15 protein-coding genes are annotated in these 25,878 nt (G+C 66.8%); 4 read left to right on the forward strand and 11 right to left on the reverse strand.

Going from position 1 to position 25,878, the window contains the following annotated elements; genetic code table 11:
* Positions 1 to 3 precede the first annotated feature (3 nt).
* From ACQ4WO_RS08100 to ACQ4WO_RS08130, 7 genes are all read right to left on the reverse strand, one after another.
* The gene (locus ACQ4WO_RS08100) at positions 4 to 963 is read right to left on the reverse strand and encodes an FAD binding domain-containing protein (protein WP_436480968.1); all 960 of its coding nucleotides are present in this window, start codon (positions 961 to 963) and stop codon (positions 4 to 6) included.
* Positions 960 to 1,619, reverse strand: coding sequence for an aldehyde dehydrogenase iron-sulfur subunit PaoA (gene paoA, locus ACQ4WO_RS08105; protein ID WP_436480969.1), 660 nt, complete (start codon positions 1,617 to 1,619; stop codon positions 960 to 962). Before paoA ends, ACQ4WO_RS08100 begins: the two co-directional genes overlap by 4 nt.
* 74 nt (positions 1,620 to 1,693) lie before the next feature.
* The gene (locus ACQ4WO_RS08110) at positions 1,694 to 2,401 is read right to left on the reverse strand and encodes a sigma-70 family RNA polymerase sigma factor (RefSeq protein ID WP_436480970.1); all 708 of its coding nucleotides are present in this window, start codon (positions 2,399 to 2,401) and stop codon (positions 1,694 to 1,696) included.
* The gene (locus tag ACQ4WO_RS08115; protein ID WP_436480971.1) at positions 2,398 to 15,048 is read right to left on the reverse strand and encodes a filamentous hemagglutinin family protein; all 12,651 of its coding nucleotides are present in this window, start codon (positions 15,046 to 15,048) and stop codon (positions 2,398 to 2,400) included. The genes ACQ4WO_RS08110 and ACQ4WO_RS08115 overlap by 4 nt, the downstream gene beginning before the upstream one ends.
* Positions 15,049 to 15,191: 143 nt before the next feature.
* Positions 15,192 to 16,163: a FecR family protein gene (locus ACQ4WO_RS08120; protein ID WP_436480972.1), complete on the reverse strand. Its 972-nt coding sequence runs from the start codon at positions 16,161 to 16,163 to the stop codon at positions 15,192 to 15,194.
* A gap of 8 nt (positions 16,164 to 16,171) precedes the next feature.
* Positions 16,172 to 16,747 (reverse strand): RNA polymerase sigma factor, encoded by a 576-nt coding sequence (locus ACQ4WO_RS08125; protein ID WP_128139482.1) that lies wholly within the window; start codon positions 16,745 to 16,747, stop codon positions 16,172 to 16,174.
* Positions 16,744 to 17,478, reverse strand: coding sequence for a hypothetical protein (locus tag ACQ4WO_RS08130; protein WP_436480973.1), 735 nt, complete (start codon positions 17,476 to 17,478; stop codon positions 16,744 to 16,746). The genes ACQ4WO_RS08125 and ACQ4WO_RS08130 overlap by 4 nt, the downstream gene beginning before the upstream one ends.
* A 209-nt stretch (positions 17,479 to 17,687) precedes the next feature.
* Between ACQ4WO_RS08130 and ACQ4WO_RS08135 the strand changes: the two genes are divergently transcribed.
* Genes ACQ4WO_RS08135 through ACQ4WO_RS08145 form a run of 3 tightly spaced genes read left to right on the forward strand, consistent with a single transcriptional unit; the run spans position 17,688 to position 20,535 of the window.
* Positions 17,688 to 18,704 carry a M14 family zinc carboxypeptidase gene (locus ACQ4WO_RS08135; RefSeq protein ID WP_436480974.1) on the forward strand — a complete coding sequence of 339 codons (1,017 nt, stop codon included), beginning with the start codon at positions 17,688 to 17,690 and terminating at the stop codon, positions 18,702 to 18,704.
* Positions 18,701 to 19,507, forward strand: a complete 807-nt coding sequence (locus tag ACQ4WO_RS08140) for an alpha/beta fold hydrolase (protein WP_436480975.1) — start codon at positions 18,701 to 18,703, stop codon at positions 19,505 to 19,507. Before ACQ4WO_RS08135 ends, ACQ4WO_RS08140 begins: the two co-directional genes overlap by 4 nt.
* On the forward strand, positions 19,498 to 20,535 hold the full coding sequence (locus ACQ4WO_RS08145) for a serine hydrolase domain-containing protein (RefSeq protein ID WP_436480976.1): 1,038 nt from the start codon (positions 19,498 to 19,500) through the stop codon (positions 20,533 to 20,535). Before ACQ4WO_RS08140 ends, ACQ4WO_RS08145 begins: the two co-directional genes overlap by 10 nt.
* 3 nt (positions 20,536 to 20,538) lie before the next feature.
* Here the strand turns inward: ACQ4WO_RS08145 and ACQ4WO_RS08150 are convergent, their stop codons facing one another.
* Together ACQ4WO_RS08150 and ACQ4WO_RS08155 are read right to left on the reverse strand one after the other, a co-directional pair.
* The gene (locus tag ACQ4WO_RS08150) at positions 20,539 to 21,669 is read right to left on the reverse strand and encodes a YbfB/YjiJ family MFS transporter (RefSeq protein ID WP_436480977.1); all 1,131 of its coding nucleotides are present in this window, start codon (positions 21,667 to 21,669) and stop codon (positions 20,539 to 20,541) included.
* Entirely contained in the window at positions 21,666 to 22,541 is an 876-nt protein-coding gene (locus ACQ4WO_RS08155; protein WP_436480978.1) for a LysR family transcriptional regulator, read from the reverse strand. The genes ACQ4WO_RS08150 and ACQ4WO_RS08155 overlap by 4 nt, the downstream gene beginning before the upstream one ends.
* Before the next feature lie 87 nt (positions 22,542 to 22,628).
* Between ACQ4WO_RS08155 and ACQ4WO_RS08160 the strand changes: the two genes are divergently transcribed.
* Positions 22,629 to 23,690, forward strand: coding sequence for an NAD(P)H-dependent flavin oxidoreductase (locus tag ACQ4WO_RS08160; RefSeq protein WP_436480979.1), 1,062 nt, complete (start codon positions 22,629 to 22,631; stop codon positions 23,688 to 23,690).
* A 121-nt stretch (positions 23,691 to 23,811) separates the two neighbouring features.
* Here ACQ4WO_RS08160 and ACQ4WO_RS08165 read toward each other — a convergent pair whose 3' ends face one another.
* Positions 23,812 to 24,051 (reverse strand): hypothetical protein, encoded by a 240-nt coding sequence (locus ACQ4WO_RS08165; protein WP_081344752.1) that lies wholly within the window; start codon positions 24,049 to 24,051, stop codon positions 23,812 to 23,814.
* Positions 24,052 to 24,184: 133 nt separating this feature from the next.
* Positions 24,185 to 24,799 (reverse strand): hypothetical protein, encoded by a 615-nt coding sequence (locus tag ACQ4WO_RS08170; protein WP_436480980.1) that lies wholly within the window; start codon positions 24,797 to 24,799, stop codon positions 24,185 to 24,187.
* Positions 24,800 to 25,878 lie beyond the last annotated feature (1,079 nt).

The raw sequence follows: 25,878 nt of genomic DNA on the forward strand, positions 1-25,878 counted from the left end.
GCCCTAGCCTTTCTTCGCTTGTGCTTGCGCCAGCACCGAGGCAATCGTGCGCTGCGCCAGGGTCGCCTTGAAGTCATTGTCGTCAGTGGGATGGGCGCCGGCCAGCAGGCGTTCGCTCACGGCGGCGGCGCCATCGGGCATGGCCTGCTCGGCGGCGGACACGCGCCACGGCTGCGGCGCGACGCCGCCCAGGGCCAGCCTGCCCGTGCCGTTCGGCAAGATGATGGCTGCGACGGACACGAGCGCGAACGCGTACGAGGCACGGTCGCGCACCTTGCGGTAGAAATGCGTGCCGCCAACGGGCGGGGGCAAGGTGACGCTGGTGATCAGTTCGCCCGGCTGCAGCACGGTTTCCACGTGCGGCGTGTTGCCCGGCAAGCGGTAGAAATCGGCAATGGGGATGCTGCGCACGGTGCCGTCGGCACGCACCGTGTCGATGCCGGCGTCGAGCACGCGCATGGCCACGGCCATGTCGCTCGGGTGCGTGGCGATGCAGGCATCGCTGCCGCCCAGAATCGCCAGCGGCCGGCTGAAGCCGACTATGGCCGAGCAGCCGCTGCCCGGCACGCGCTTGTTGCAGGCCTGGTTCGTGTCATAGAAATACGGGCAGCGCGTGCGCTGCAAGAGGTTGCCCGCCGTCGTCGCCTTGTTGCGCAATTGCGCCGAGGCGCCGGCCAGCAAGGCGCGCGACAGCACGCCATAATCGCGCCGCACGGTGGCGTGCGCGGCCAGTGCCGTGTTGCGCACGAGGGCGCCGATGCGCAAGCCGCCATCCTTTGTGGCTTCCACCGTATCCAGCGCGAGGCCATTGACGTCGATCAAATGCGCGGGCGTCTCGATTTCCAGCTTCATCAGGTCGAGCAGATTCGTCCCGCCCGCAATGAATCTGGCGCCCGGCGTGTTCACGGCGGCCGCCGCCGCTTCAGCCGGCGTGGCGGCCTTTTGGTAGCTGAACACTCTCATGCCGGCCTCCCCGCCACCTCGGTGATGGCCTCGATGATGTTGGAGTAGGCGCCGCAGCGGCAGATGTTGCCGCTCATGCGCTCGCGCAATTCTTCGGGTGTCGCCTGCGGGACCGCGTTCAAGTCCGCGCTGACGTGGCTGGGGATGCCCTGGCGGATTTCGCCCAGCGCGGCGACGGCCGAGCATATCTGCCCCGGCGTGCAATAGCCGCACTGGTAGCCGTCGTGCGCGATGAAGGCGGCCTGCATCGGATGCAGCTTCTCCGGCGTGCCCAACCCCTCGATGGTGGTGACCTTGGCGCCGTCATGCATCACGGCAAGAGTTAAACAGGCATTGATGCGCTGGCCGTCGAGCATGACGGTGCAGGCGCCGCACTGGCCGTGGTCGCAGCCCTTCTTGGTGCCCGTCAGCTGCAGGTGTTCGCGTAAGGCATCGAGCAAGGTGGTGCGCGTGTCGAGTTCCAGGCTGTGGCGCCGGCCGTTGACGTCGAGGCTGACTTTCATCAGCACGGGTGACGGAGAAACACGGGCCTGGGCAGCCGTATTCACCGCCCCCGCCGCGCCTGCCACACCGGGCACGGCCGCAGCCGTGGCCGACAGCGCGCCGGCGATCAGCAAGCCGCGCCTGCCGGCATTAATTTCATTACAGTCTGTCATCGCGCTTCCTCCTGGCTGTGGACTGGCTGGGTGGGCGCATGCAGGCCCGAAGCACCAGTCTGACGGCCGGATGCCTACGCGTCTGTACGCAAACGAACGTTCAGCCTGAGGCTGCGCCGGGACGTGCCGACGCCGCCCTGCGCCGCGTAGCCCGTGTGGCGGGCGCAATGGTCGAGCGCCTGGCGCAAGGCCGTATCGACGTTACGCAAGGACATGTCGTGCCGCTCGGCCACTTCCTGGCGGGTCAGCTCGTCCACGCGCAGCGCTTCGAGCACTTGCCGGTGGCGCCGCGGCAGCAAGTCGACGGCCTGCGCCAGCCGGCGCACGTCCGCCTGCAGCTCGGCCAGGCGTTCCGGCCCCGCCGCCGTATCGGCGAGGAAATCGACGAGGCCGGCACCGCCCCCATCACCGTCGTCCGCATACAGCCAGGCGCGGTTGCGGCGCAGGCTGTCCATGGCCGCGTTGCACGCCACGCGGAACACATAAGCGATGGGGCTATGCGCCAGCGCAGCTCCGTCCGCGTCTCCGACCGCCAGCGCGCCCAGGCGCAGCCAGGCGTCGTGCAGGCTGTCGCTGGCCAGCTCGGCGCAGCCCAGGTGGCGCGCCAGACGCCGGTGCAGGGTTGCGTAATTGCCCTCCAGCACAGCCTGCAGGCGGGCGCCCTGCCCTGGCGCGACATCGTTGGCCGCCTGCTGCCGGAGGCGGATGGCCGGGCGGCACCAAGCCATGCCCGTCATGCGCAAGGGCAAGGCAGCCGTCATATTCACCATGCCGGCCATCATGGCGACAACCTGCTGCGCTCTTGCGCCGTCAGCTGGCGCGTGGCCGATTCCGGCAGCGGCCCCAGGCCCAGCACGCGCACGGCGCTGTGCGGGTTGTAGTCGGCCGCCTCGATGCGCGCGCCGTCCTGTGGCGTGGCTTGCGCGCTGTCGGGCGGCGCATCACTGCCAAAGCCCAGCACGCGCACCGTGAACACGGATGGCTGCGCCGAACGGGTGGCGGCGCGCTCGCGCTGCACCACGTCCTGCGCCGCCGCCGTCGCCTGCGTGGCGGCTGCGCTGGCGTTCGTCATGGCGGCCACGTTGACGGATGCCACCGTCGGCATGCCCTTGGACTCGCCCTTGACCTGGATATTCGCCGCGTTCATCACCGTCAGCGCGGCCAGGTTGACGTTGCCCGAGACCCGGATGCCCGCCTCGCCCGCGTCGATGGTGCCCAGCGGGGCCAGCAAGTCCACGTCGCCGGCCGGCACTTCCGCGATCGGCGCCAGGGTGGCGATACCGGCGCCCGTGCTCGGCACGTCGGAAGACAGGGTCACATTGCCCCAGTTGTCATACACACGCTTGGGCGGCGTGTAGACGATGGTCGATTTCGAACCGCGCCCCGCGTTGATGTCGCCCGTCGACGACCAGCCCAGGATATCGCCGCCAAACGTCGTCATGATGCGACTCTGGCCCAGCAGGATGCTGCCGTGCGAGAACAGGTCGATATTGCCGCCGCCCTTGGTGATGACGCCCGAGGTCGACGGCGGCGCCTCGCCTTCGATGCCGAACACCTGCTTGCCGCCCGGCGTCAGCAGCTCGATGTCGCCGCCGAAGTTGGTGTGCACATAGCCGCTGCGGGGAACGATGCGGTCGTTTCTTCCCGAGTCCGGGTTGTAGAGACCAAACGTGCCGCGGTACATGACGATGTCGCCAGCATAGGAAATCGCCTTGCCGCCGGCGTCGGTGGCCGGCGCCAGGCCCGCGATGGCGTTGCGGCTGCGCAAAAAGCTGCCATAGCGCGCGCTGTCCCAGTCGTTGTACTCGCGCCCGCCCGCCTTCAGTTCCGCAAAATACACATCGCGGGCAAACACGCGCTGCTGCGGCTCGGGCAAGGCAAGGAAGTAGGCCAGCGCTTCGGCGGGCGTGCCCTTGAAGCCGTAGCGCTCGACGAGCCAGGTCGCCAATTCGCTGTCATACGATTTCACCACCTTGCCGGCCTGGTCGGCCAGCGGCACGCCCGTCTGCGCCACGTTCGCCGGGTTCAGGTAGGGCTTGACGAAGCGCAGGTAGTCGAGACCGGCCGCGCCCACGCCCGCCTGCATGGCGATGCCGGCGCCCGGGCGCTTGTCGCCTTGCACAATGGGACCGAGGCTGACGACGCTGCCCTTGTCCTGCATCAATATGTTGCGTCCGGCACTGATGTCGAGCGTGCCGGGGCCGGCCACGTTGAAGGAACTGGTCAGGATATCGCGCCCGGCCGAGACCACCGACACGTCATACGCGTTGTTGTGCACAAACAGGTTGCTGTAATTGCGGAACATCATGTCGCCACCGCTCGTGCCGTCGATGGCCTCCAGCAGCACCGTGCCGCTGCCGACGATATCGCGGCCCGCCTTCATCCAGACCGGTTGCGCCCCTTCGTACCAGGTGATGCCCGCATGCTTGGCATCGTAGAACTCGACCATGCGGCCACTATTCACGCCGACCAAATCGCCCTTCACGGCATAGATACGCGCCACTTGCGTGCCGCTGTTGGCCGGACCGGCGGCGGAATCGGGGCCAAAGGCGAACAGCGGAAAGTTCCATTGCGACGACGGCACGCCCGTGCTCGAGACATTGCCACCCGCCGACGTCGGGCTGCCAGGCCTGAGGTTCCAGCCCTCAAAGGCCGGCTTGAACGGCGTCGCCATGCTGTCGGCGGCCGCGCCCGACTGGCTGACGGCGTAGCCGCCCGCATAGATGGAATCGCCGGCCAGCCATTGCAGCTGGGCGTTAGGCGACGGCGCCAGCAGCAATGGTTCCGCATAGGAGGTCGCGCCACCCCAGTCCGTGATGGTCTTGCCATAGTACAAGCTGCCATTCGCGGCCGCGGCCCGCACGATGGAGGGATAGACGACGGCCAGGTCGGTGGCCGTGCCGATCGCCATGGTCAGCGGCGTCATGTTGCCGCCGGCGGAGAACAGGTCGAGCGCCGTGCGCGGCGTCCACAGGCTGAACCAGCTGTAGCCGGCGCCCGGTTCGCCCGTCGTGCTGGTATACGACGCGGCGTTGAACATGGGTACGCGGCCGGGGTCGGCCACGTCCTGCAGCACCTGGTCGCCCAGGGTGGCCACGCTGAAGGTGGCGTCGCCCGGCACCAGGGTCATGCCGCCCTGCGGCGTCGCGCGCGTGGCGCGGAAGGCGTCGAAGGCCCGCGTTTCCAGCGGCACGTGGTCGGTCGAGCGCGTGCCGTACTGCAGCGCGACGCTGCCCAGCTGCGCGGCCGCCACCTCCACGTGGCCACGCAAGTCGGCCAGCGCGCCGTTCAGATGTCCTCCGTAGGGTTGGCTGGCGGGATTGAGATCGCCGCCCACGCGCAGGTCCAGGTCGCCGCCGCCCGTCAGTTGCAGGCTGCCATCGGCCAGCACGCGGCCCGTGCTGCCCACGGCCAGCAGCAAGCCCTGCGAGCGCGTATTGATGTTGGTGTTGAAAACGGTGGCAACCTTCGGCGCCAGCACGCCCGCATCGCCCGCCACGTCGGCGCGCACATTGCCGCCGCCCAGGGTGCCGAAGCCCGTAAAGCCCAGCACCGTATCAGCCAGGGTATCGCGGCCCACGTAGCTGCCGAAATTGATCCACCACGCCGTCGGCTGGGCTGGACCACCCGTGGCCACGCCGCCGCTGCCCTGGCGCCACAGCCAGTTGCCCACCGCCACCGTATCACCGAGGCCATCCTTTCTGACGGGGCGCCCGTTGGTGGCGGCAGACGGGCCGACCAGCGAGCCGCTCAGGTCGCCGGCCACCTGCAGCAGCAGATTGCCGCCCTGGTCCGGATACCAGGCGCGGTAGAGGCTGTCGGCGCCGCCATCGACCAGGCGTTCATGCGCGCCATCGGGGTTGGACAGCACCGTGCCGTCCAGGTTGCGCGCGCGCGGCAGGTTGTACGGGTCGCCGGCCGCCGTCGCCACCGACGACATGCCGGCCGTGTACACGCCATACAGACTGTCCATGCGCAGGTCGCCGCCGCTGACGAGGTCCAGGTCGCCCGTGCCCGTGCGCAGCACGCTGTAGCGCAGGCTGGACGCCTTGTAGTCATACGTGGGGTTGGAGGTGCCGCACCAGGTGGGATTTTCCTCGCAGATGGAAGGCCAACCCAGCGCCACGGGGTCGAGCAGGTCGCCCGCCTTCACGCTCGGGTCGGCAAACTCCTCCGCGCCGGCCTTGGTCCAGACATAGGCCACCTTCAGCACGCACATGCTCGCGTCGCCAGCGCAGAATTCCGCCACGGTCTGGCCGAACTGGCTGATGAATTCCTCGGTGATGGGCGTGCCTGCCACGATGCCGACGATGCCCTCGCGCTCGCCCAGCTCCTGCGCTGCCTGCGTCCAGTACTGCACGCCCTTCGGCGGCACCGGCACGCCATACATGCCGTAATGGCTGTCGGCCAGGCGCAGGGTGCCGTGATCCGGATGCGCCTGCACGCTGCGCGTGTCGGCCGCCTCCAGGTCGGCGCCGGCCGCCAGGCGCATGCCCCACGATTGCGAGCCTTCGGCCAGCATGGGCGCGATGGCCCATAGCTTACCCTGGCGGCCCGCCACTTCCGGGCGCAGTTCGATGGCCGTCACACCGGGCAGCAGCTTGACGTCGGTGCCGTTCGGGATCAGCGCGCCGACCGGCAGCGCCAGCTTGCCATTCAGCGTGACCACATTGCGCTCGCCCAGCAAGCCCGGCAAGGCGATGCCTTTCGGCCAGGTCATGGCGCGCACCTTGACCATTTGTGCGATCACGCTGCCCGCATCGAGGCGCATGCCGGCAGTAAAGGTCTGTTCCGTGGCCAGCAAGGTGCCCGCCGCGTGGACGATATTGCCGGCGCTGTCGCGCACGGCGGCCGCCAGTACCGTGCCGGCCGGCAAGGTGAGCGCCTGATTCAGGACCACGGCCACGGGCAGGCGCGTGTTGGCGCGGAAACTCAGGGCCTTGACGGGCACGTCGTAGTTGAGCGTGGCGCCGCCCGGGAAGATGGTGCCGTCGGCCAGGGTCACGCCCTTGCCCGGCACGATGACGTCGCTGCCGTTGAAGTCGCGCCCCGGCAGCAGGCGCCAGCCGTTGTCGTCCTGGGTGGAAGGCGGCGGCGCGAAGCCGTCATTGATACTGCCGTAGATGCTCAGATCGCCCCCGGCGCGCAGCAGCAGGCTGCCCACCTCGCCCGAGCCGCGCACATTGCTTACTTGAAAGCGCGGGTTCAGGCTGGCGTAACGCATGCCCGACAGGTCCAGGTCGCCCTGCACCACCAGGTCGCCGTCCGCCGTCTTGCTGACGATATCGACGCCGGGACGCAAATGCAGCGCATCGGCATACGCGGCCGTGGCCAGGCCCGCCAGTTTGCCGTTGCGCAAGTTCGTGTTGGCCAGCGCCGCATCGATGAAGGCCGTGCTGTCCGCATGCTTGCTGTCGAGATAGGCCTGGTTGATCACCTGGTAGGGGCGGCCGCTGGCCGACAGGTCTTGCACCGGCTGCCCATTGGCGCCCGGCGCCATGGCGTAGGCCGCGTCGTCGTAGCGCTGCATGGCGTTGATGGCGATGGATTTCGCGCCGCGGATGGTGAAACCGCCGCCGACGGCGATGGCGACGTCGCCAAAGGTGGCTGCGTCAACGTCCGTGCGCGCACCACCGCTGCCCAGGCGTGGCGCGCTCAGTTCCACCGTGCCGCGCGCGGCGCCGTCGTGCTCGCCCTTGCCCTTGCCGGCCACGGCGCCCGTGCCGTGGCGCACGTCGATCTGCGCGCCGCCGGCCAGGTCCAATGTGCCCTCGCCCCCGTTCAGTTCCACCATGGCCCGGTTCGGGCTGTCGATGATCTTGCCATAGCTGTCGACGCGCAAGACGGTGCCATGCGCGTCGAGCACGGCATTGCCGGCCAAGGTCAGGCCATGCTTGCCGGCCAGGCGGATGCTGCCCACGCGCTCGCCGCTGGCATCGATCACGCCAGCGACGGCCAGGCGGCCGTTGTCGACGGATACCTGCACTTCGCCCGCCTTGAGCTCATTGCCTATCGTCAGGTCGCCCTGTTTCAGCTGGAAGCTGCGCCCGCCCGTCACGCCGCCGTCCGTCAGGCGCTTGTTCAGCGCAGCGAACTGGCTGTCCAGCGTGCCGCCCGTGCCCAGCGTTTGCGCGCGCACGTCCACGCTGCCCTTCTTGTACGGCACCATGGTGCCGCCCGCGTCGTAGCTGCCGCTGGCGCCGCCGAGAATCTTGCCCTGCAGCTCCACCATGCCGGCCGCGCCATCAAGCGCCACGGCTTTCAGGCTGCCGGCGCGGTTGTTCTCGGCCGACAGGTCGATCACGCTGCCCGCGCCCTGGCGAATATCGCCGGCGCGGCTGTCCAGGCTCACGTCGCCGCCCCAGCTGTATTTGTCCACGTCGAAGAAGGTGCTCTTGCGGCCGGCCATGTCGATGCGCGCGCCGTCGGCCACGGTGATGTCGTGCTGCGCGCTGATGGTGAGCTTGCCGCTCGGCAGCACCACGGCCGTGGCCACGTTCACGCTGTCGCCGTGCAAGGCCAGCTGGGCGCCCAGCCCATCGTTGTTTTTGACGGCAGCCGCTGGCGCCGTGCCGGCCGGCGCCGCCACGGTCAGCGCGCCGCCGGCCGCATAGCTGTGTGCGGAACCGGCATCGCCCGTCAACAGCGGCGTGACGATGTTCAGATTGCCGCCGCTGTACTGGAAACCCTTGCCCGTTTCATACGCGCCCTGCCCCTGGTAGACGGACAGGCCGCCCTTGTGGTTGGCCGTGACCTGGCCCGACGCTTTCAGGTTGACATTGGCAAAACCCAATGCCAGGCGGTGGAACGAGTCGACACCGGCCGGCTGCGTGAAAGGGCCGAAGCCGAAATCGATGCGTTCCGTCTCCAGGTTCAGGGTGCCGCTGCCCGTGCCCGCGCCGCGCGCGATCACATTGCCGGCCGCAGACAGGGCGCCGCCCCAGATCAGGTTGGCCGTGCGGATGGTGGCCACCGTGCCGGCCTGGCCCTGGCCATACATGGCCGGCGTGGTCAGCACCAGGCGATCCAGGTTCGATTTTCCGCTCGTCTTGTCATAGGTGTCGAGTACCACGTCGCCATAGAAATTGACGCTGTCGGCCGCGTTCAGCATCAGCGCTTGCAAGGCTGGCGCGCCCGTGCTGGTGTCGCCGAGCAGCAAACGGTCCAGCACACCCTGGTTCAGGGTCAGGCCGGCGGGACGCGTGCCGCTGGCCTGGGCCGCCGCCAGCGCCTCGTTCGAGCCGATATTGATGGCGCCCACGGCCAGGCTCAGGTTGCGCGTGCCATAGCGGGCCGTGTCGTCCAGCTGAAAGCTGCCGCTGGTCGCCAGCAGCAAGGTGCCTTCCGAATACAGGCTCGCTGTACTGGTGCCGACGCAAGCGTCGTCGCACATGCCGATGCGGATGCCGCCGCGCGTTGCGCCGCTGACGGGCGCCACATTGAGCAAGCCGTTCGAGGCGGCCAGCACATGCACGTCCGGGCGGCTCTTGTAGATGAAACCGTCGTTGGCGTCGTACGCGGCCTTGCCACGGCCCAGGGTGTTGATGCCGGCGCCGGCCGCGATATCGATCACGCCATCGCCCAATTCCTCATTGCCAGGATCCTGGGCGACCAGGAACACTTCCGGCGCCGACAGGACGGCGCCGGCGCGCAGGTAGATGGCGCGCGCCGACTGGACGCCGAAGTTCACGTAATTGCCGCCCTGGCCATATTCCACGGTGGGCGAATTGCCCACCACGATGCGGGCCGCGCCGATATTGTTCAGGCTTGAAGCACGTATGCTGACCTGCCCGGCGCCGCTGGTAGCCGGCGCGCCGTCGGCAAGGATTTCGATGTCGCCAGCGGCGTTATCGTTCGACATCAGCACCACGGTGCCGCCATAGCCGCCCTCGGCGGCGGCGAACTTGCCGCTGCCCTGGAACTGGAACGTGTCCAGTCCGCCGCCGGGCGCCAGTGTCAGCTTGAGCGTTTTCGCATCGGACGGCAGCATCGCGCGGGGAATGCCGCGCGTTTGCGCATCAGCCAGGGCAAACGCGGCATAGCCCGTTTCGTTATACTGCGAATACGTGCGCAAGACCTTGGCCGGCGTGAGTATCAGCTGGCTGGCCAGCGGCGCGCGAATATCCGTGCCGGCGATCGACAGCGTGCCGGGCGCGGCCCAGGAACCGTTGCGCAGTTGCTGCGCCAGAGTGCCGGCGCTGCCCTGGCCCGCCAGGCCGTTCAGTTCCACGCGGAAGGCACCCGGCAGCAAGGCGTAGGTCGACGGCATCAGGGTGTAAGTACCGGCCGCCAGGCCCGGCACACCGCCGCCTATCGTCACCTGCCGGCCAATGACCGCATCGGCGGCGCCCGAAGGCGCTTGCGGCGCCTGCACGCCCGGCACGATGGCGTACACGGGATTCGTCGCCAGGCCCGGCAAGACAAAACCGCCGTTCGCCCCCACCTGCACCAGCGGGTGGGTGCGCGCGTCGGTGGAGCCGCCGCGGCCGGCGATGAAGCCGGCGCCCGTCAGTTCGCCGCCGCCGGACAGGTCGAGCAGCGCGCCCGGCTGCACGTTCACGGCCACTCCGGCCATTTCCACGCCGACGCGCAAGCCGCCTTGCGCATTGAAGCCGCCCACGCCCATGAAGGCGGCCAGCTTGCCGTCCACGCTCCAGTTCTGGCCATCGACGGTGCCGCCATACGGCATGACCAGACCTGCGCCGCTGACGGAGCTGATGCTGTTGGCCAGCAAGTTGACGCTCAGGCTCTTGTCATTGTCATAGCGGGCCGCGCCGATCGCCAGGCGCCCCAGCGGTGCGCGCACCACGCCGCCCTGCTCGATATGCGCGGCTTCCAGTTCCAGCGAGCCGAAGGCGGAATACGGCATGGCCGGCACGCCCTCCGTCGTGCGGGCGATGCGCAGGCTGCGCGCAGGGTCGTAGCCGAACATTCCATCGACCTGGCCATAGCCAACGCGCACGGCGGCACCGGCGCCCGTCTCCGGATACAACTGGGCCGCGCTGAGGGTCATGTCGCCTGGCGAAGACAGCACCGTCGTCGCCTCCGCGCCGCCCCAGCCCAGCGGGGACAACAGGAAGCGCAAGTCGCCGCGGCTGGTCAGGCGCACGTCGTCGGCAACGATATTGACCGGGCCGCGCACGTCGATCAGGTCGCCCGTCATGCTGACCTGGCCGGCGACCGGCGATTCGCCCGCCGTGCCTGGCGTGACATAGAAATCGCGTCCGACCGGCTTGATGCTGGCCAGGCGCACATAGGGCGCCGCGATGCCGACCTTCGCGCCGGGCTTGCCGCCTGGTGTCAGCACGGGCGCACCGTACAGCTGGAAACTTTGCTGCAGCTGCAGCGACACGTCGCCATCGAAGGACGCGGCACCCAGCAGGGCCAGGCTGCCGAAGCCGCCCGCTTCAACCTGCTCCACGGAAAAACGGCCGTGGCCGTACTGCAGCGTTGCCGCCGCATCCCGTGCGCTCACATTTTCGGCCAGGTCGCTGGCGCCCTGGCGCTGCGTCAGCGCCAGCTGGCGCCCCTGCAGCACCTTGTCCGTCGCCAGCACTTTCAGGTATTCGGGCGAGCCCGTGGCCACGGACAGGGTGCCGCCCGCCGCGCCCGCGCCACCGGCCCTGGCCAGCAGCTGGCCGTCGAGATACAAGCCGTTGTTCGACGCCAGCGCGATGCCGCCGCCCGCGCTGGCCACGTCGACGGCCGCGCCGTTTACGTCCAGCACGGCATGCGCGCCGGAAGCGTCGAGCACGGCGCCATCGCGCACGACGACGAACAGGCTGGCCGCCGACGTGCTGCCCTGCGCATGGTTGATCTCGCCGCCGACGACGATGCTGCCGCCGTCAAGCACCTTGCCGTAGCGCCGGCCCTGCGCATCCGTGGCCGTGACGGCGCGCGACGCGACATCGAGCACGGCATTCTCGCCGATCCACAGGGAACGGCCATGGCCGGCCGCTTCCACGGCTTCGGACACACTCACGCCGACGCCCACGCCGCCGAGGCTGATCTTGCCGCCCCAGGCATTCAAGCGCCCGTCCACCGTCAGCTGGCCCACGCTGGACAGTTTGATGGACTGGCCAGCATCGACGCTTACCACGGCGCCCTTGCCAATGAGCAATTCGGCGCTGGCCATGTCGGCCGCATCGGACTGTACGTCGCCCACCTGCAAGGCCAGGCTGGCGCCCTTGCGCTGGGTCAAGGTACCCTTGAGCGCGTTTTCCGTGTACTGCTCCGGCGTCCATAGGGCCAGTTTCTCGTTCTCCGCCACGCGCAGCACGGGCATGCGCACATCGACTTGCGTGCCGTCCAGAACCATCACGCCTTGCTTGCCGACCAGGCTGTAGCTGGAAAACCCCTTGTCGAAGAAGTCGCCGTCCAGTTGCAGGGCGCCTTTCTGTTCCGTCTCGGCCTGGCCGATCACGATCTTGTTCGCTTGCAATTCCAGCTTGCCGCCGCCCGCCACGCCATGGCCGCGCACTTGCGCGCCCTCGCCCAGCACCAGGTCGGCCTTCGGCCCATAGCTGGCCAGGCTCACGTTGCCGCCCTTGCCGCCCTGTTGTTTCGCCTGCGACAGAATGGCCGCGCCCGAGCTCACGTCGATCAGGCTGCCATTGCCGATGCGCACGCCGCCGCTCGCCCGCAACGAGACATCGCCGCCGTTCATGTAGGGCAAGCCGGCGGCGGCCAGCGGGTCGTGCAGCACATTGCTGAGCAAGCCGCTGGTGTCGAGGCTCACGCCATCGGCCAGCACCAGCTTGCCCACGGACCCGCCCGGGATGACGACGGTGTCGTTCATGCCCAGCGCGCCGATCTGGTTCAGCACATTGCCGGCCGCGATGCTGCCGCCATGGCTGCGCAGGCTGGCGTTGATGGCCACGTCATTGCCGAACAGGGTGATGTTGCCGCCATCGGCCACCTGCAGCGCGCTGTCGACGGTGACCGCGCCCTTGACCGCGATGCGAATGGCGCCCAGCTGCTGGCTGTTCAGCAAGCCGGTGTCGAGCAGCAGCTTGCCCTGGCGTTCAGCGTCCAGCATGCCTGTCACGTCGAGGCCGGCCGCGATGCCGTCCTGCACGCGCGTCAGGCGCACCTCGTCCATGACGGCCGACAAAGCATGCTGCAGCACGCCCGTGCGCTTGTCGAACATGGGCTGATACTGGCCGACGATCAATTGTCCCCGCTGCGCGGCCGCGAACTGCGACTGCTGGTAGCCGTCAAGCAGCGCTTGCGGCGCCTGCACCTGGCGCTCGCCCTGGAAGACGTCGCCGGCGATGCCGCCTTCCAGCACGGCCGACCCCGTGGCGACCACCAGCTTGCCCGCGTCGCGCCCTGCCGTGTAGCCGTTTTCCAGACGCAGTTGCGCGGCGATCAGGGGATTGGCGTAGAAGGCGCTGGCATCCTTGCCCCAGCGCGCATGCTCTTCCTCGTAGCCCTTGTAGACGCCCGCGTACGCGAGGTCGGCGGGCGCGCTGCCCGCTTCGTACAGCTTGCCGTCCGCGCCTTTCAGCCAGGTCTGGCGCACGGCGCCCGTCTGCACGTCCAAAGTGCCGCCGGACAGGTTGATGCTGGAGCCAAGCTGCGTGACGACGTCCTTGCCGCCGAAGCTCACCGTGCCGCCCTGCGCCATCCATTCGCTCACGGAATGGCCTTGCGTGCCCAAATAACCGGCCACTTCCAGCAAGCCGCCGGCCGTGTACCAGCGGTCGCTGTCGTAGCCGTTCGTGCCTTTCGGTACGAACACGAGCTTGCGGCGGTCCACCCAGATGCTGCTGTTGATCAGGGCCTTGCCGTCGCGGTTGACGGGCGCGTCGCGCTGCTCGTTGCCCTGCACGTTAATCTCGACATTGTTCGCCGCCATCGCCACCTTGACGCCCACGGCGCCGGAAACGTCGAGCTGAGCGCCATCGCGCACGAGGCTGCGGCTGCCGGCGTTGACGGCGAGCTGGCCGCCCGTGGCCAGGGTCAGCGAATCGCCGAGGAATTCCACCGTGCCGGTGCTGCCGATCTCGATGCGCGACTGGTCGCGGCGGTCGTTGACGGCGAGGATATTTTCCGTGGACGTCACGGCCGGCCCGCGCATGGCGTCGCGCTGGCTGTCGAGCGCCATCGTCTTGCCGTCGTCCTCGACGACGATGGCCGTGGTGGCGCCGCGTCCCAGAGTCACGGCAGCGTCGCCGCCCAGGGCGTTGAGGTGTATCGTGCCGCGCGTGGCCGCCGTGGTGGACGACAGCAGCACGCCGTCCTGCCGCACCGTGCGCCCGGCAAGAGTGATGTCGCCTTCGCGCGCCTGTACCAGCCCCGTGTTGACGACCTTGCCCGCCGTGCTGGCGGCCGCGAATTGCGGCGTCACTTCGCTGCCGCGCGTGGTCGACAGCGGGTTGCCGTCCGTGGCCACGCCTTTTTTGATGGTAAAACCGTCGCCAGCGGCCAGCAGGGCCTGGCCTTTCGGCGTGCTGATCTCGCCCCCGTTGTGCACCTCTTTGCCCAGCAGCATCACATAACCGCCGCCTTCCGTGCTGCCCTTGGGCGCATTGCTGGCCAGGCGCGCGCCGGCCTGCACCAGCACCTTGCCGTCCGCCTCCGTGAACGTCATGGCGCCGGCCGTACCGGGGCTGTAGATGCCATTCTTCTGGAATTGCGTATCGCTGATGCGGGCGGCGGCCGCCACCAGGCTGCGCGTGTCGACCTGGCTCGTGCCGGTAAACACGATGCCGTTGCGGTTAGCAATCAGCACTGTGCCGTCGGCCTTGATCTGGCCCTGGATCTGGCTGGGCCGCGCCTGCGGATCGTTGACCCGGTTCAGCACGGCCCAATCCTTCTGCTGCTGAAAGGTCAAGGTCGTGTCCTTGCCCACATTAAACGTTTCCCAGTTCAGGACAGCCTTGTCCGCCGTCTGCTGCACCACCACGGCCGTCCTGCCCGCCGCTACCGTCTGCACGGGCGCCTGGGCATTGAGCCAGCCGGCCGTCAGGCTGTTGGTGTCGACCTGCAAGCCGCCCTGCGCCAGGCCGTTCGGCAAGCTGGCGCCGCCGGCAGCGCTACCAGCTGCCTGGCGCGCCTGCGCCTGGGCCGCTTGCTGCGCGGCGATGGCGCGCGCGGCCAGGTTCAGGTTGTTGAGCGAGCGCTGCAACTGCTGGTTCGCCTGCTGTTGCTGGCCTTCGGGCCGGCTGCCCAGCGGCAGCGGCTGGCCATTCGGCAAGCGGCCCGAGCTGGCCGCCGTATTTTGCGCCGCGCCCTTGGCCGCGAACCAGCCGCCGCTGAACGCCTGCTGCGCGCGGGCCGGCGTGGTAAAGGCGCCCGCCATCAGCATGGTGGTCAATGCGTATGCGAGCGGCGTGAGCCGCAAGCGGCTGCCCAGCGTGGAGCTACGCTGCGCGCCCGTGTCGACGGTGGGGACTGGACGCTGGGCAGTGTGAAGCTTGGTCATGGCAATGGTTTCCTGGCTAGAGAGAAGGGAACGGAGCCTGGCGTTAGCGCAAGCGTCCATGCCTCCATGACGTAGCTGGGCGGCTGAAGGGATAATACTTTTGTAAAATATTTTTTGCGGCGCCCCCTGGCACGTGCCGCACTTCAGCTGAGCAGCACGATGCCGCCTGGCAAGCTGGTCATTTGCGCCCCTGTCAGGTCGCGTATCATCGCCAGCGCGCCATCCAACTGAATGATGGAAAAACGCATGCGCACGAGGCGCCGGCCCAGCTCAGCATTGCGCAGCACGACTCTGCCGGGCCGGTAGCGGTTGATTTCATCGACCACGCGGGACAGCGGCTGACCGGCAAACGACAGCGCGCCCGTGCGCCATGCGCTGGCTTCCTCTGCCGGCGCGGCCGTGGCCGCCTGCACGCCCCGGTCGTCGTAGACCAGTTGCTGCCCCGCATCGAGAGTCTGGCGGCGCTGCTGCCACACCACGTCCACGGCGCCCGCCAGGCAGGTGACGCACACGGCGTCGTCCGTGTGACGCACATTGAAACGGGCCGACTGCGCCAATAAACGCCCCGCTCCGGCCACCACCGACACGGGCTGGCGCGCGCCGCTGGCAACGATTTCCGCTTCGCCACCCAGCAGTTCGATCGCTTCCGGCGCCCGCACATTGATGCGCGTCTGTGTATTCATCTGCACCGTCATCTGCTGCGACAGGGCCACTTGCCGCTGCTCGCCCGTGCCCGTACGGTAGTCGGCGCTCAGTTCCTGCAGCGACGGCCAGGCGCCCAAGGGCGGACGCAAGGCCAGCACGGCCACGCCGGCCGCCAGCGCGCCACCGAGAAAAGCACGGCGCCCGGGACGCGCCGGGAACGCCAGCACGGCCGCCTGCTGCGGCGCGGCGGCGCGGGCCAAGGCGGGGTCGAGCGCTTGCCACACTTGCTTGAGCTCGCGCCAGGCGCGCGCATGGTCGGGACTAAGCGCGCACCAGGCGCGCAAGGCGTCGGCGTCGGCTTGCGTAAAATCGTCGGCACGCAGCCGCGCCCACCAGGCGGCGGCTTCCCGGCCAATGGCCGTGTCGGCATGATCTGAAGGGGCGCGTGGATCGCGGTCAGGAGCAGTCATGGGATTCATCAATATTTACGCCGGCCCGACACATCGCTGCGCTGGGCCGCATCGGCGTCGGCCATGCACGTTTTACAGTGTTGCAGGGCGGCCTGCAATTCTTTCTTCACCATCGCCACGGAAATGCCGAAGCGCTCGGCGATTTCCGCATTGAGCATGCCGTCGATGCGCGCCGCCGTCAGGATGGCGCGGCGGCGCGGCGACAGGCCCGCCAGCGCCGCGTCGAGCGCCTGCACGTCGAGCCGCGCCGAGACGATGCGGGCCGGGTCGCTGATGTCGTCGCCGGTCTCGTCGGCCATGCCCATCAGCTCTTCGCGTTCGCGCTCGGTGACGATGATGCGGTCGCGGCGGTAGGCATCGGTGGCGATATTGGCCGCCATGCGCAACAGATAGGCGTCGGGATTGTGGACAGGCGCGGCGGCCGGCCCTGGCGCCACCATCGCTTCGAGGCGCAGCCAGGTTTCCTGCAGCGCATCGGCCGCATGGTGCTTGCAGCCGACGACGCGCTCAAGGCGCCAGCGCAGCACGGCGTAGCGCGAACTGAGGTGGCGTTTGAGCTTGGTGCGCAGGTCGGGCATGCTCATGGCGCGGACATGGTCTTGGGGGCGCAATCGACTTCGCTGCCCGGCCCTTGCGGCAGCAGCAGGATGGAAACGGGCTGCGGCATTGACGGCAGCGGCGCGGCGCCCACGCGCATGCCCAGCACCACGCGCGCAATGGCCGTGTCGCGCGCGCGCAAACCCGTGCTGTCGAGCAGGTGCACGCGGTCCACCACGCCGGCACGGTTCAAATACAGTTGCAGCGCCAGCCGGTAGCCGCCGGGACGCGTCTGCGCCGCGCGGCACAGCAGTCCCAGCAGCCCATGCTGCAAGCGGCTGACATAGGCCGCATGGTCGCCGCCGCCCTGCATGGCGCCCGGGATGTCGGCGGCGGCCACGACGGCGGCCTGCGGCAAGTCCGCTGCCGTTGCCGCGGCGCCGGCCGGGGCATACACGATGACGGCTTGCGCGTCGGACAGGCGCGATAGCAGGCCCGTGCCTTCCAGCAAGGCTTGCAGGGCCGCACCCGCCGCATACCGGCCGCGCACGGCGGCCGACTGGCGCTGCGCGTAGCGCTGGTCCATCAGCACGGCGACGCCCGTGCGGCGGCTGTACAGGTCCAGCGCGTCGCCGAGATTTTGCGCGGCGATATCGAACTGCAAGACGGCACCATCGGCCGGCTGCGCCCGCACGGGCCCCACCGTGGCGAGGAAACCCAGCAGTGCCAGGTATCCCGCCAGCGCAAGCACATGGACGGATGCCGGGCTGCCTGTCATATCGCTATCGAGTCGCTATCGTGTGAGGGGAAAACTGCATGGCAACAAGGCATTGCCAAGTAATAATTCTTGCATCAACTGCAATAGCCTACACACAAAAAATGACGGCTTCGTGACATGCTTGCCATCAATAAATTTCGCCATGCGGGACGTCGGGCGTGGCGCTTATTTCGGCTACACTGGTTGCTACTTTCCCTTTCAGACGCCTGATGATCGAAAAGAATCTGCCCGAGCTGGTCATGCTGAAGCGCCTCATCGACGAGGGCGGCAGCCACCTGGAAGTGGCCGCGCCCTGCAGCATCGCCATGGATGGGCGCGAGTTTCCCGTGTACTCGATCGCCATGGGCAATCCCAGCCCGGACGTGCCCGTGCTGGGCTTTTTCGGCGGCATCCACGGCCTCGAACGCATCGGCACGCAAGTGCTGCTATCCTTCCTCGAAAGCCTGGTCGCGCGCCTGCGCTGGGACGCTACCCTGCACCGGCAGCTGGAAACCATGCGCCTCGTGTTCATGCCGCTGGTCAATCCCGGCGGCATGTGGCAAGCCACGCGCAGCAATCCGCGCGGCGTCGACCTGATGCGCAACGCGCCATTGAGCGCGCGCGAAAAAGTGCCGTTCATGCTCGGTGGACAGCGCTACAGCGCGCGCCTGCCCTGGTACCGGGGCGCTGCCGGAGGGCCGATGGAGCTGGAAAGCCAGGCGGTGTGCGACCTTGTCGAGCGCGAACTGCTGTCGCGCCAGTTCAGCATCGCCCTCGATTGCCATTCCGGTTTCGGCTTGCGCGACCGCATCTGGTTTCCCCATGCGCATACCAAGGTGCCAATCGAGCACCTGGCCGAGATCGGCGCGCTGGAAGAACTGTTCAGCCAGAGCTATCCCAACCACAACTATGTGTTCGAGCCGCAAAGCCGGCAATACCGCACGCATGGCGACCTGTGGGACTATCTGTATCTGAACGGCACCAGCGACAGCGGGCGCGTGTTCCTGCCGCTGACCCTGGAAATGGGCTCGTGGCGCTGGGTCAAGAAAAACCCGCGCCAGCTGTTCAACCGGGTCAGCATCTTCAACCCCACGGCCGCACACCGCTTGCAGCGCGTGCTGCGGCGCCACCTCGTGTGGTTCGATTTCCTCATGCGCGCCGCCAGCAGCCACGGCCGCTGGATGCCGGAAGGCTTGCTGCGCAAGGCCCAGCGCCGACGCGCCCTGGCGCAATGGTACGAGTCATGAGCGGATCGCCCACCTGGATCCTGCTGCGCGGCCTGATGCGCGAACAGCGCCACTGGGGCAATTTCCCCGCCACGCTGGCGCGCGCCCTGCCCGGCGCCCACATCGTCACGCCCGACCTGCCCGGCAACGGCACGCGCCACGCGCAGGACAGCGCCACCCGCGTGGCCGCCATGGTGGAAGACTGCCGCCAGGAACTGCTGGCGCGCGGCATCCCCGCACCGTACCACTTGCTGGCCCTGTCCTTGGGCGGCATGGTGGCCGTGGAATGGGCGAACCGCTACCCGCAGGAAATCGCCCGCTGCGTGCTGATCAACACCAGCATGCGGCCGTTCAGTCCCTTCCATCAACGCCTGCGCTGGCAGAACTATGGCGCCCTGCTGCGACAATTGGCATTGGGCGACCAGCGCAGCCAAGAAAGTCTGATCCTGCGTCTGACCAGCCGCAGGCATGCCCATGGCAACCCGGCCCTGCTGGCCGACTGGTGTACATATCAGCAGCAATACCCCGTCAGCCGGCGCAACGCGCTGCGCCAGTTGCTGTCGGCCGCCCGCTACCGCGCCCCGGCAATCCGGCCCCCCATGCCCGTGCTGGTGATGGCCGGCGCGCTAGACCGACTGGTCGATCACCGCTGCTCGCAGCGCCTGGCCCGCGCGTGGCAGGCCGATTGCCTGATCCACGGCGACGCGGGCCACGACTTGCCGCTCGACGAGGGGCAATGGGTGGCGCAATCGGTGGCGAGGTGGCTGGGCGTGGCAGCGACAGACGATAACAAGATAAACACAGCACAATCATCATGCCAATAGCAACCCCCACAGACCAACTGACAGCGCTGGCAGAGGCCGGCGTATGCGAACACGTTTTTCCAGGCGCGGCCTGGGCCGTGGGCGCCGTCGACCACCACGCAATGGGCGCGGCCGGGCGGCTCACGCCCGATCCCGCCAGCGCCGCGATGCAGGTCGACACCCTGTTCGACATCGCCTCGCTGACCAAGATCATCAGCGTCTGGTCGCTGGCCGGCCAGCTGGTGAAGCAGAATCGCCTGCGCCTGGACAGCCGGCTGGCCGACGTCTTGCCCGGCACGGCAGGCTACGCGCTGGCACCGATCACGATTTTCCAGCTGCTCACCCACACGGCCGGCCTGCCGCTGCGCGCCCGCCTGCGCGCCAGCTATGGCGACGTGTACGACGATATCGTGCGCGGCGTGCTGCGCGAGCCGCTGGAAGGCATACCAGGCCAGGCCGTCGAATACACGGACCGCGCGGCCCTGATCCTTGGCCTGGTCATCGAGCGGCTGCTGGGCATGCCGCTGGACGTGGTCCTTGCCGAGCATGTGCTGCAGCCGCTGGGCATGGCCGCCACGGGCTATGGTCCTGTGGCGCCACGGCACGGCCAGCGGGTCGCACCGACCGAGTATTGCGAGCAGGCGGGCGCCCACCTTGCCGGCACGGTGCATGACTTTTCGACCCGGCTGCTGGGCGGCGTGTGCGGTATTTCCGGCCTGTTTTCGAACGTGCCCGACCTGCAGCGCTTCCTGCGGGCGATGCTGACTCCGCATGGCGCGGTGTTCGATGCCGATTGGGTGAGGGAATCGCTGACGGTACAGACGGGCGAGCTGCAGCCCTCGCGCGGCCTGTTCTGGCATCCGGCGGCAGGCACCGGGCCGCAAGACGACGTCTGGTGCCACCTGGGCTTCACGGGCACGGCCATGTGGCTCAGTCCCCGGCGCGGCCGCTATGCGGTGCTGCTGACGAACAAGCTGTATTACACGCGCGAGTTCGACAGGATCAACGACATCCGGCGCGACTTCATGCGCTGCGCATTCGCTCTCTGAGTTTCACAGCCGCAGGCTGACGAGAATCGCCAGCAGCAGCGCGCCGGCCGCCGCCAGCAAGGCGCCGTTGAAGCTGTGCGACTGCGCATACAGGCTGCCGGCCAGCACGGGGCCGATGATCTGGCCGATGCCATACACCACCGTCATGATGGCCATCATGTTGGTGCCCGCCTTGACGGCGGCGCGCTGCGCGGCCGGCATGGCGATGGTCACCGTGCCGACAAACGTGCCGCCGACGAGGATGGCGCTGAGCAGGTAGCCGGCGGCCGTGGGCGCCAGCACGGGCAAGGCCACGCCCAGCGCCTGCAGCAGCAAATTGAACCTCAGCGCCTGGCGCGTGCCAAGTCTCTCGTGCAGCCGATGCCACAGGAAACACGACGGCGCCGCACCGAGGCCGAACACGGCCCACACATGGGCGGAGTTCAGCCCCGGCAAGGCGGCGCCGACCAGCACGGGCAAATACGTGGCCGTGACGATGTAACCAAATCCTGCCAGTCCGTAGATCAGCACCAGCGGCCACGGCGCTACGGGCGCCAAGGCCGATGCGGCGGCTTGCGCCGGTGCAGCCAGGGTTGCCTGGCCACTGGCGGCAATGGCGGGCGCGGCCGCCAGCCCCGCCAGCGCGGTGACGCCGGCCAGCAGCAGCCACATGCCGGCGCTGTGCCAGCCCAGCTGCGACGCCAGCACCAGCAATTCGGCCGACACGGCGATGCCCGCGCCCACGCCCGCATACAGCAGCGGCGCGCCGCGCCCATGCCCGCGCTGGACCAGCAGCCACAGCGAGGCGGCCACCATGGCCAGGGCGCTGAAAACGCCCGCCACGCCGCGCACCGTCACGATGAGCCAGACGGGCAGCGGCAGGGCCAGCACGCCCAGGCACAGCGCCGTGCCGGCCACCGACCACAGGCACAGCCGGTGCGCGCTGTGGGCCCGCGCACGCATGGCCAGAATGGCGCCCAGCAAATAGCCGGCATAGTTGGCCGAGGCCGCCAGGCTGCCGTCGCGCAAGCTCAAGACGCCTTCCCTGACCATGTGCGGATAGATGGCGGTGAAGGCGAAACGGCCAAAGCCCATGCCGATGGCGAGAATGACAGCCGCGGCAATGGCCGCGCGCAGCCTGGCCGGCGCGCTCACAGCGCCGCCTCGCCCACTTGCGCCAGCAAATGCTGGAAGGCGGGCACGTCGAATCCCGCGCGCCACACCAGCACGGTGTCGATCTCCCCTGCGGGCAGCGTTTTCAAGGTAGCCGGCGCGTCAGAAAGCCAAAGCACACTGGCCGGCAACAAGGTCACGCAGGCGCCGGCCGCCACGCAGGCGATCATGGTGTGATAAGAACTCATTTCCTGCACCTGCCACTGCGTGCTGCCGGCCACGCCCAGCACCTCTTCGGCGATGCCGCGGTAGGTGCAACCCTGCGGGAAAGCCGCAAGCGAGCGCGTGTGCACGTCCGCAGCGCTACGCGCCTGCGCTTCGCTGGCCGGGAGCAGCAGATACAGTTCCTCGCGCCACACGGCCATCGATGCCAGGCTCAGCTCCGCCAATGCGGCGACGCCGCCGAACGCTGGCGGCAAGGCGACAAAAGCGCAGTCGAGCAAGCCCGTGCGCACTTGCTCGATCAGGGGGCGCGACGGCCCCGTGCTCAGCGCCAGCCGCGTCGCCGGATAGCGGGTGTGATACGCGGCCAGCAGCGCCGGCAAGCGGCTGGCCGCCGTGCTTTCCATGCTGCCGACGCGCAAGGTGCCGCCTTCGCGCCCGCCCGTCACGACGTGCCGCGCTTCTTCCGCCAGCGCCAGCAAACGCTGCGCATACTCGAGAAAACGCTCGCCGGCCGCCGTCAGGGCCATGCGTTTATTGGTGCGTACGAACAGTTCCGCGCCGATATCGACTTCCAGTTGCTGGATGCGCGTGGTGACGCTGGACGGCGCGCGCCCCAGCCTGGCTGCTGCCTGGGTGACGCTCAGTTCACTGGCCACGGCGCAAAAAATCGTCAGGGATTCCATGTCCATGGTATTCTCTATTTGAAAATGATTATTCTATTATATTCTTAAAATACGAACATTGCACAATGTCCTCAACTTTGTGAAGGAAACATCATGAGCTCGTTCCAGCCCTTCCTCGACCGTCTTGGCTTGCAGTTGCCCATCATCCAGGCGCCGATGGCCGGTATCTCCACGCCGCGCATGGCCGCCGCCGTCTCGAACGCGGGCGGCCTCGGTTCGCTGGCCATCGGCTCTGGCACCGTGGCGCAGGCGCGCCAGGTGATCGCCGACACGCGCGCGCTGACGGACCGCCCCTTCAATGTGAATGTGTTTTGCCATGCGCCGGCGATCAGGGATGCGCAGCGAGAAGCGGCCTGGCTGGCCCACCTGGCGCCCCTGTTTGCGGAGCTGGGCGCGGCCGCGCCCGTGGCGCTCGACGAAATCTACGAAACGTTCATCGGCAATGACGCGGCATTCGAGCTGTTGCTGGAACTGCGTCCCGCCGTCGTCAGCTTCCATTTCGGCTTGCCAACGACGCAGCAGATCGCCGCCCTGCGCCAGGCCGGCATCTACACGCTGGCCACGGCCACCAATCTGCATGAGGCGGCGCTGATCGAACAGGCCGGCGTCGACGGCATCGTGGCGCAAGGCGTGGAAGCGGGCGGGCATCGCGGGGTTTTCGACCCGCAAGCGCCGGACGAGCGCCACAGCACCAGCGTGCTGCTGCGCCTGCTGGCAGGCCGCACCGCCCTACCCCTGATCGCCGCCGGCGGCATCATGGATGGACAAGGCATCCGCGCCGCGCTGGACCTCGGTGCCGCGGCCGCCCAGCTGGGCACGGCGTTCGTGCTGTGTCCGGAATCATCGGCCAACGCGGGCTACCGCGCCAACCTGAAAAGCGAACGGGCATCGACCACGCGCCTGACCAGCGTGCTCTCGGGCCGCCTGGCGCGCGGCATGGTGAACCGTCTGATCGCACACGGCGAAGCGCCGGGCAGCCCTATACCCGCCGACTACCCGGTCGCCTACGACGCCGCCAAACAATTGAACGCGCTGGCCAGCCAGCACGGCAACAGCGAATTCGCAGCGCAGTGGGCCGGCCAGGGGGCGCCGCTGGCGCGGGAGATGGGGGCGGAGGAACTGGTGGCCACGCTCGCACAGGAAATGGCGCGCTGATTTCAGGCTGCCGCTGACACGCGTGCGGCCAGGACAATGAAAGCCTTGGCCGCATACCACCTTGGTTCGACCTGCGACTGTATTGCAGTGTCCGCTTTCGCCCCAAAGCGGAAGTTCGAAATTATTCCTCATCACGCAATCGCGCCCGAGCTTCTGACAGCGCTTGACCATATTCCATATTAAATGGAGCTACTGATTTCTTCTCAAAAATGCAGCACAGATTCCAGAGCGCCCTTTGTTCTGCTTGGTCTATTATGTTCAACTGGTCTGAATCAGAGTAGCGGCTCAACAGCTCAAATAACACAAGGGCTTCGTCAGCAGTAAGTGTTATGTGAACTTCAGAATTTGTATGCTTGTTCATATGATGTAAATTCGCGCTTTATCTTTGTCTGTACTGGCCGGTTGCCGTCCTTGGCGGCTTCCGCCCCAAAGCGGACATTCACGCACCAGCTAACAGATCGTATTGCGGCAGTGACTATAGTTCCGACCGCGTCTCATTCTTCACTATAACGATCGGCCACATGCAAAGAGTGGAATGAGACGAGGTCGCCGCATCTAGCCGCTTCATGATACGGGGCGTTGTCGATCCTGCCGATATAACCCCCGTTTTGCTCATCGACCGCGGTAATTTCTACCCACAATCTTTCACACTGGCCATCAACTCGATCAGAGTCTTCATGGGCGAATCGAAAAACGATTTTCACGTGTGATGCAATGTCAAGATTTTCCCGTATTTCGGCAGGTGGCGGCTTTATGTCCGTCAAATACTCAGAAAGCCAAACGGCATCTTCCAAGTAATAGCCATTCTCTGCAAATGAGGGAAACGGATTGTCCTTAAATCGATCCCAATTTCGCGCGCGTTCGTTCCACTCTGCTCGCCATCCGTATGGCAAGTCATGCAGGACTGTAAGCAAGTCGTTATATTTGATCATCTCTTCTAGACAGGCTATTTGGAATGAACTCACCGTTGTTACATCGGATGCTCCATGAAATTGCCAGTCCCCATCGTAATCATGGTACACATGCTTGACCGGCAAACCGTTTAATACATCCGTAGTCGTGTAGCATGCAGTATTGGGAGCGTCACGAAATTTCCAGGCAGTTGTCATCTTATCTTCGGATTAAGTCGATTTGGTAATTTTTTGGGAAATGCAAAACTTACGGCGGCTTCTGGCCGCCAGCGGCCCATGAGCATAGCGAATTACCCAGCGAGAAAAGTCACGCATTGTCACGCTGATGCGAATGTCCGCTTCTGGCCGACTGCTGTAGTCACAAGGCTATTTTAAATGGTCATCAAAACCTAGTGCACGTGTCAATTTTGGAAGTTTAGCCCACAGAATAGCGAGAACCACTAGCCCAGTTGGAAGGCCAACATACAGTAGAGCACCTTCCTCAGAAATCTTGAAAAAATACCTGGTCAATCCGGCAGCTAGTAAACCCCAGAAAAGAAACGCTACAACCAAACAAGAAACAATTGTCACCCACTTCCTAAACCACTCAAAGCGGCGCTGGCGAGGCGAATGGAGTTCATATCTTTCCATCTAATAGGTCCCGTAAAATTTCCTACTTTCGACTTCTCGTAGTACAAGGTGCATCAACTTTTTTAGCAAGTCGAACGGCTGGTTTTGGCCGGTTGCCGTCGTTGGCAGGTTCCGCCCCTAGGCGGTCTTTCGACTTGACTGTCGCGACCAGCAGAAGGCAGTCCGGGCGAACAAGTTGGCAACCGGAACGCCAAACAGGGAGTTGCGATTTATGAGCAAGCACAATCAAATCTTTGAGCCGATGGCTTCGGCGAGGCAGGCCCGCTCTGAGCAACCAATGTTCCGACCATCTTTTTTTCTTTACAGTGGGACACGCAGTCTAAGGACAATTCTTGGTACGAAGGTTGTTTAAAAATAAATGAAGCAAGCAACATCCATATCCCCAGCGCTGCAATGAGCAGTTGAAAAATCAAAGTTCGCCAATTTAGTTTCAAGTTTTCGTCCTTTCAACTGCGACCTATTCTGTACTACTGAAAAAAACTGGCAAGACAACGACCGCTTCTGGCCGATTGCCGTCGTTGCCAGGTTCCGCACCAAAGCGGAAGTTGGCATTCATCTGCAACCTATGGGTGAGGTCGACGAATTCCGTACTAAGTAACCGTTATGCATGTGCGGCGCACCTTTCACATAAGCCAATAGTATTCAAA

It is taken from the genome of Janthinobacterium aestuarii, from assembly GCF_051380835.1.
In the GTDB taxonomy this organism is placed as follows: Bacteria; Pseudomonadota; Gammaproteobacteria; order Burkholderiales; family Burkholderiaceae_D; genus Janthinobacterium; species Janthinobacterium aestuarii.

Excerpts from the sequence above, each read along its gene's own strand:
- ACQ4WO_RS08100 (WP_436480968.1), bottom strand. The coding sequence starts at position 963 with ATGAGAGTGTTCAGCTACCAAAAGGCCGCCACGCCGGCTGAAGCGGCG.
- paoA (WP_436480969.1), bottom strand. The coding sequence starts at position 1,619 with ATGACAGACTGTAATGAAATTAATGCCGGCAGGCGCGGCTTGCTGATC.
- ACQ4WO_RS08110 (WP_436480970.1), bottom strand. The coding sequence starts at position 2,401 with ATGATGGCCGGCATGGTGAATATGACGGCTGCCTTGCCCTTGCGCATG.
- ACQ4WO_RS08115 (WP_436480971.1), bottom strand. The coding sequence starts at position 15,048 with ATGACCAAGCTTCACACTGCCCAGCGTCCAGTCCCCACCGTCGACACG.
- ACQ4WO_RS08120 (WP_436480972.1), bottom strand. The coding sequence starts at position 16,163 with ATGACTGCTCCTGACCGCGATCCACGCGCCCCTTCAGATCATGCCGAC.
- ACQ4WO_RS08125 (WP_128139482.1), bottom strand. The coding sequence starts at position 16,747 with ATGAGCATGCCCGACCTGCGCACCAAGCTCAAACGCCACCTCAGTTCG.
- ACQ4WO_RS08130 (WP_436480973.1), bottom strand. The coding sequence starts at position 17,478 with ATGACAGGCAGCCCGGCATCCGTCCATGTGCTTGCGCTGGCGGGATAC.
- ACQ4WO_RS08135 (WP_436480974.1), top strand. The coding sequence starts at position 17,688 with ATGATCGAAAAGAATCTGCCCGAGCTGGTCATGCTGAAGCGCCTCATC.
- ACQ4WO_RS08140 (WP_436480975.1), top strand. The coding sequence starts at position 18,701 with ATGAGCGGATCGCCCACCTGGATCCTGCTGCGCGGCCTGATGCGCGAA.
- ACQ4WO_RS08145 (WP_436480976.1), top strand. The coding sequence starts at position 19,498 with ATGCCAATAGCAACCCCCACAGACCAACTGACAGCGCTGGCAGAGGCC.
- ACQ4WO_RS08155 (WP_436480978.1), bottom strand. The coding sequence starts at position 22,541 with ATGGACATGGAATCCCTGACGATTTTTTGCGCCGTGGCCAGTGAACTG.
- ACQ4WO_RS08160 (WP_436480979.1), top strand. The coding sequence starts at position 22,629 with ATGAGCTCGTTCCAGCCCTTCCTCGACCGTCTTGGCTTGCAGTTGCCC.
- ACQ4WO_RS08165 (WP_081344752.1), bottom strand. The coding sequence starts at position 24,051 with ATGAACAAGCATACAAATTCTGAAGTTCACATAACACTTACTGCTGAC.
- ACQ4WO_RS08170 (WP_436480980.1), bottom strand. The coding sequence starts at position 24,799 with ATGACAACTGCCTGGAAATTTCGTGACGCTCCCAATACTGCATGCTAC.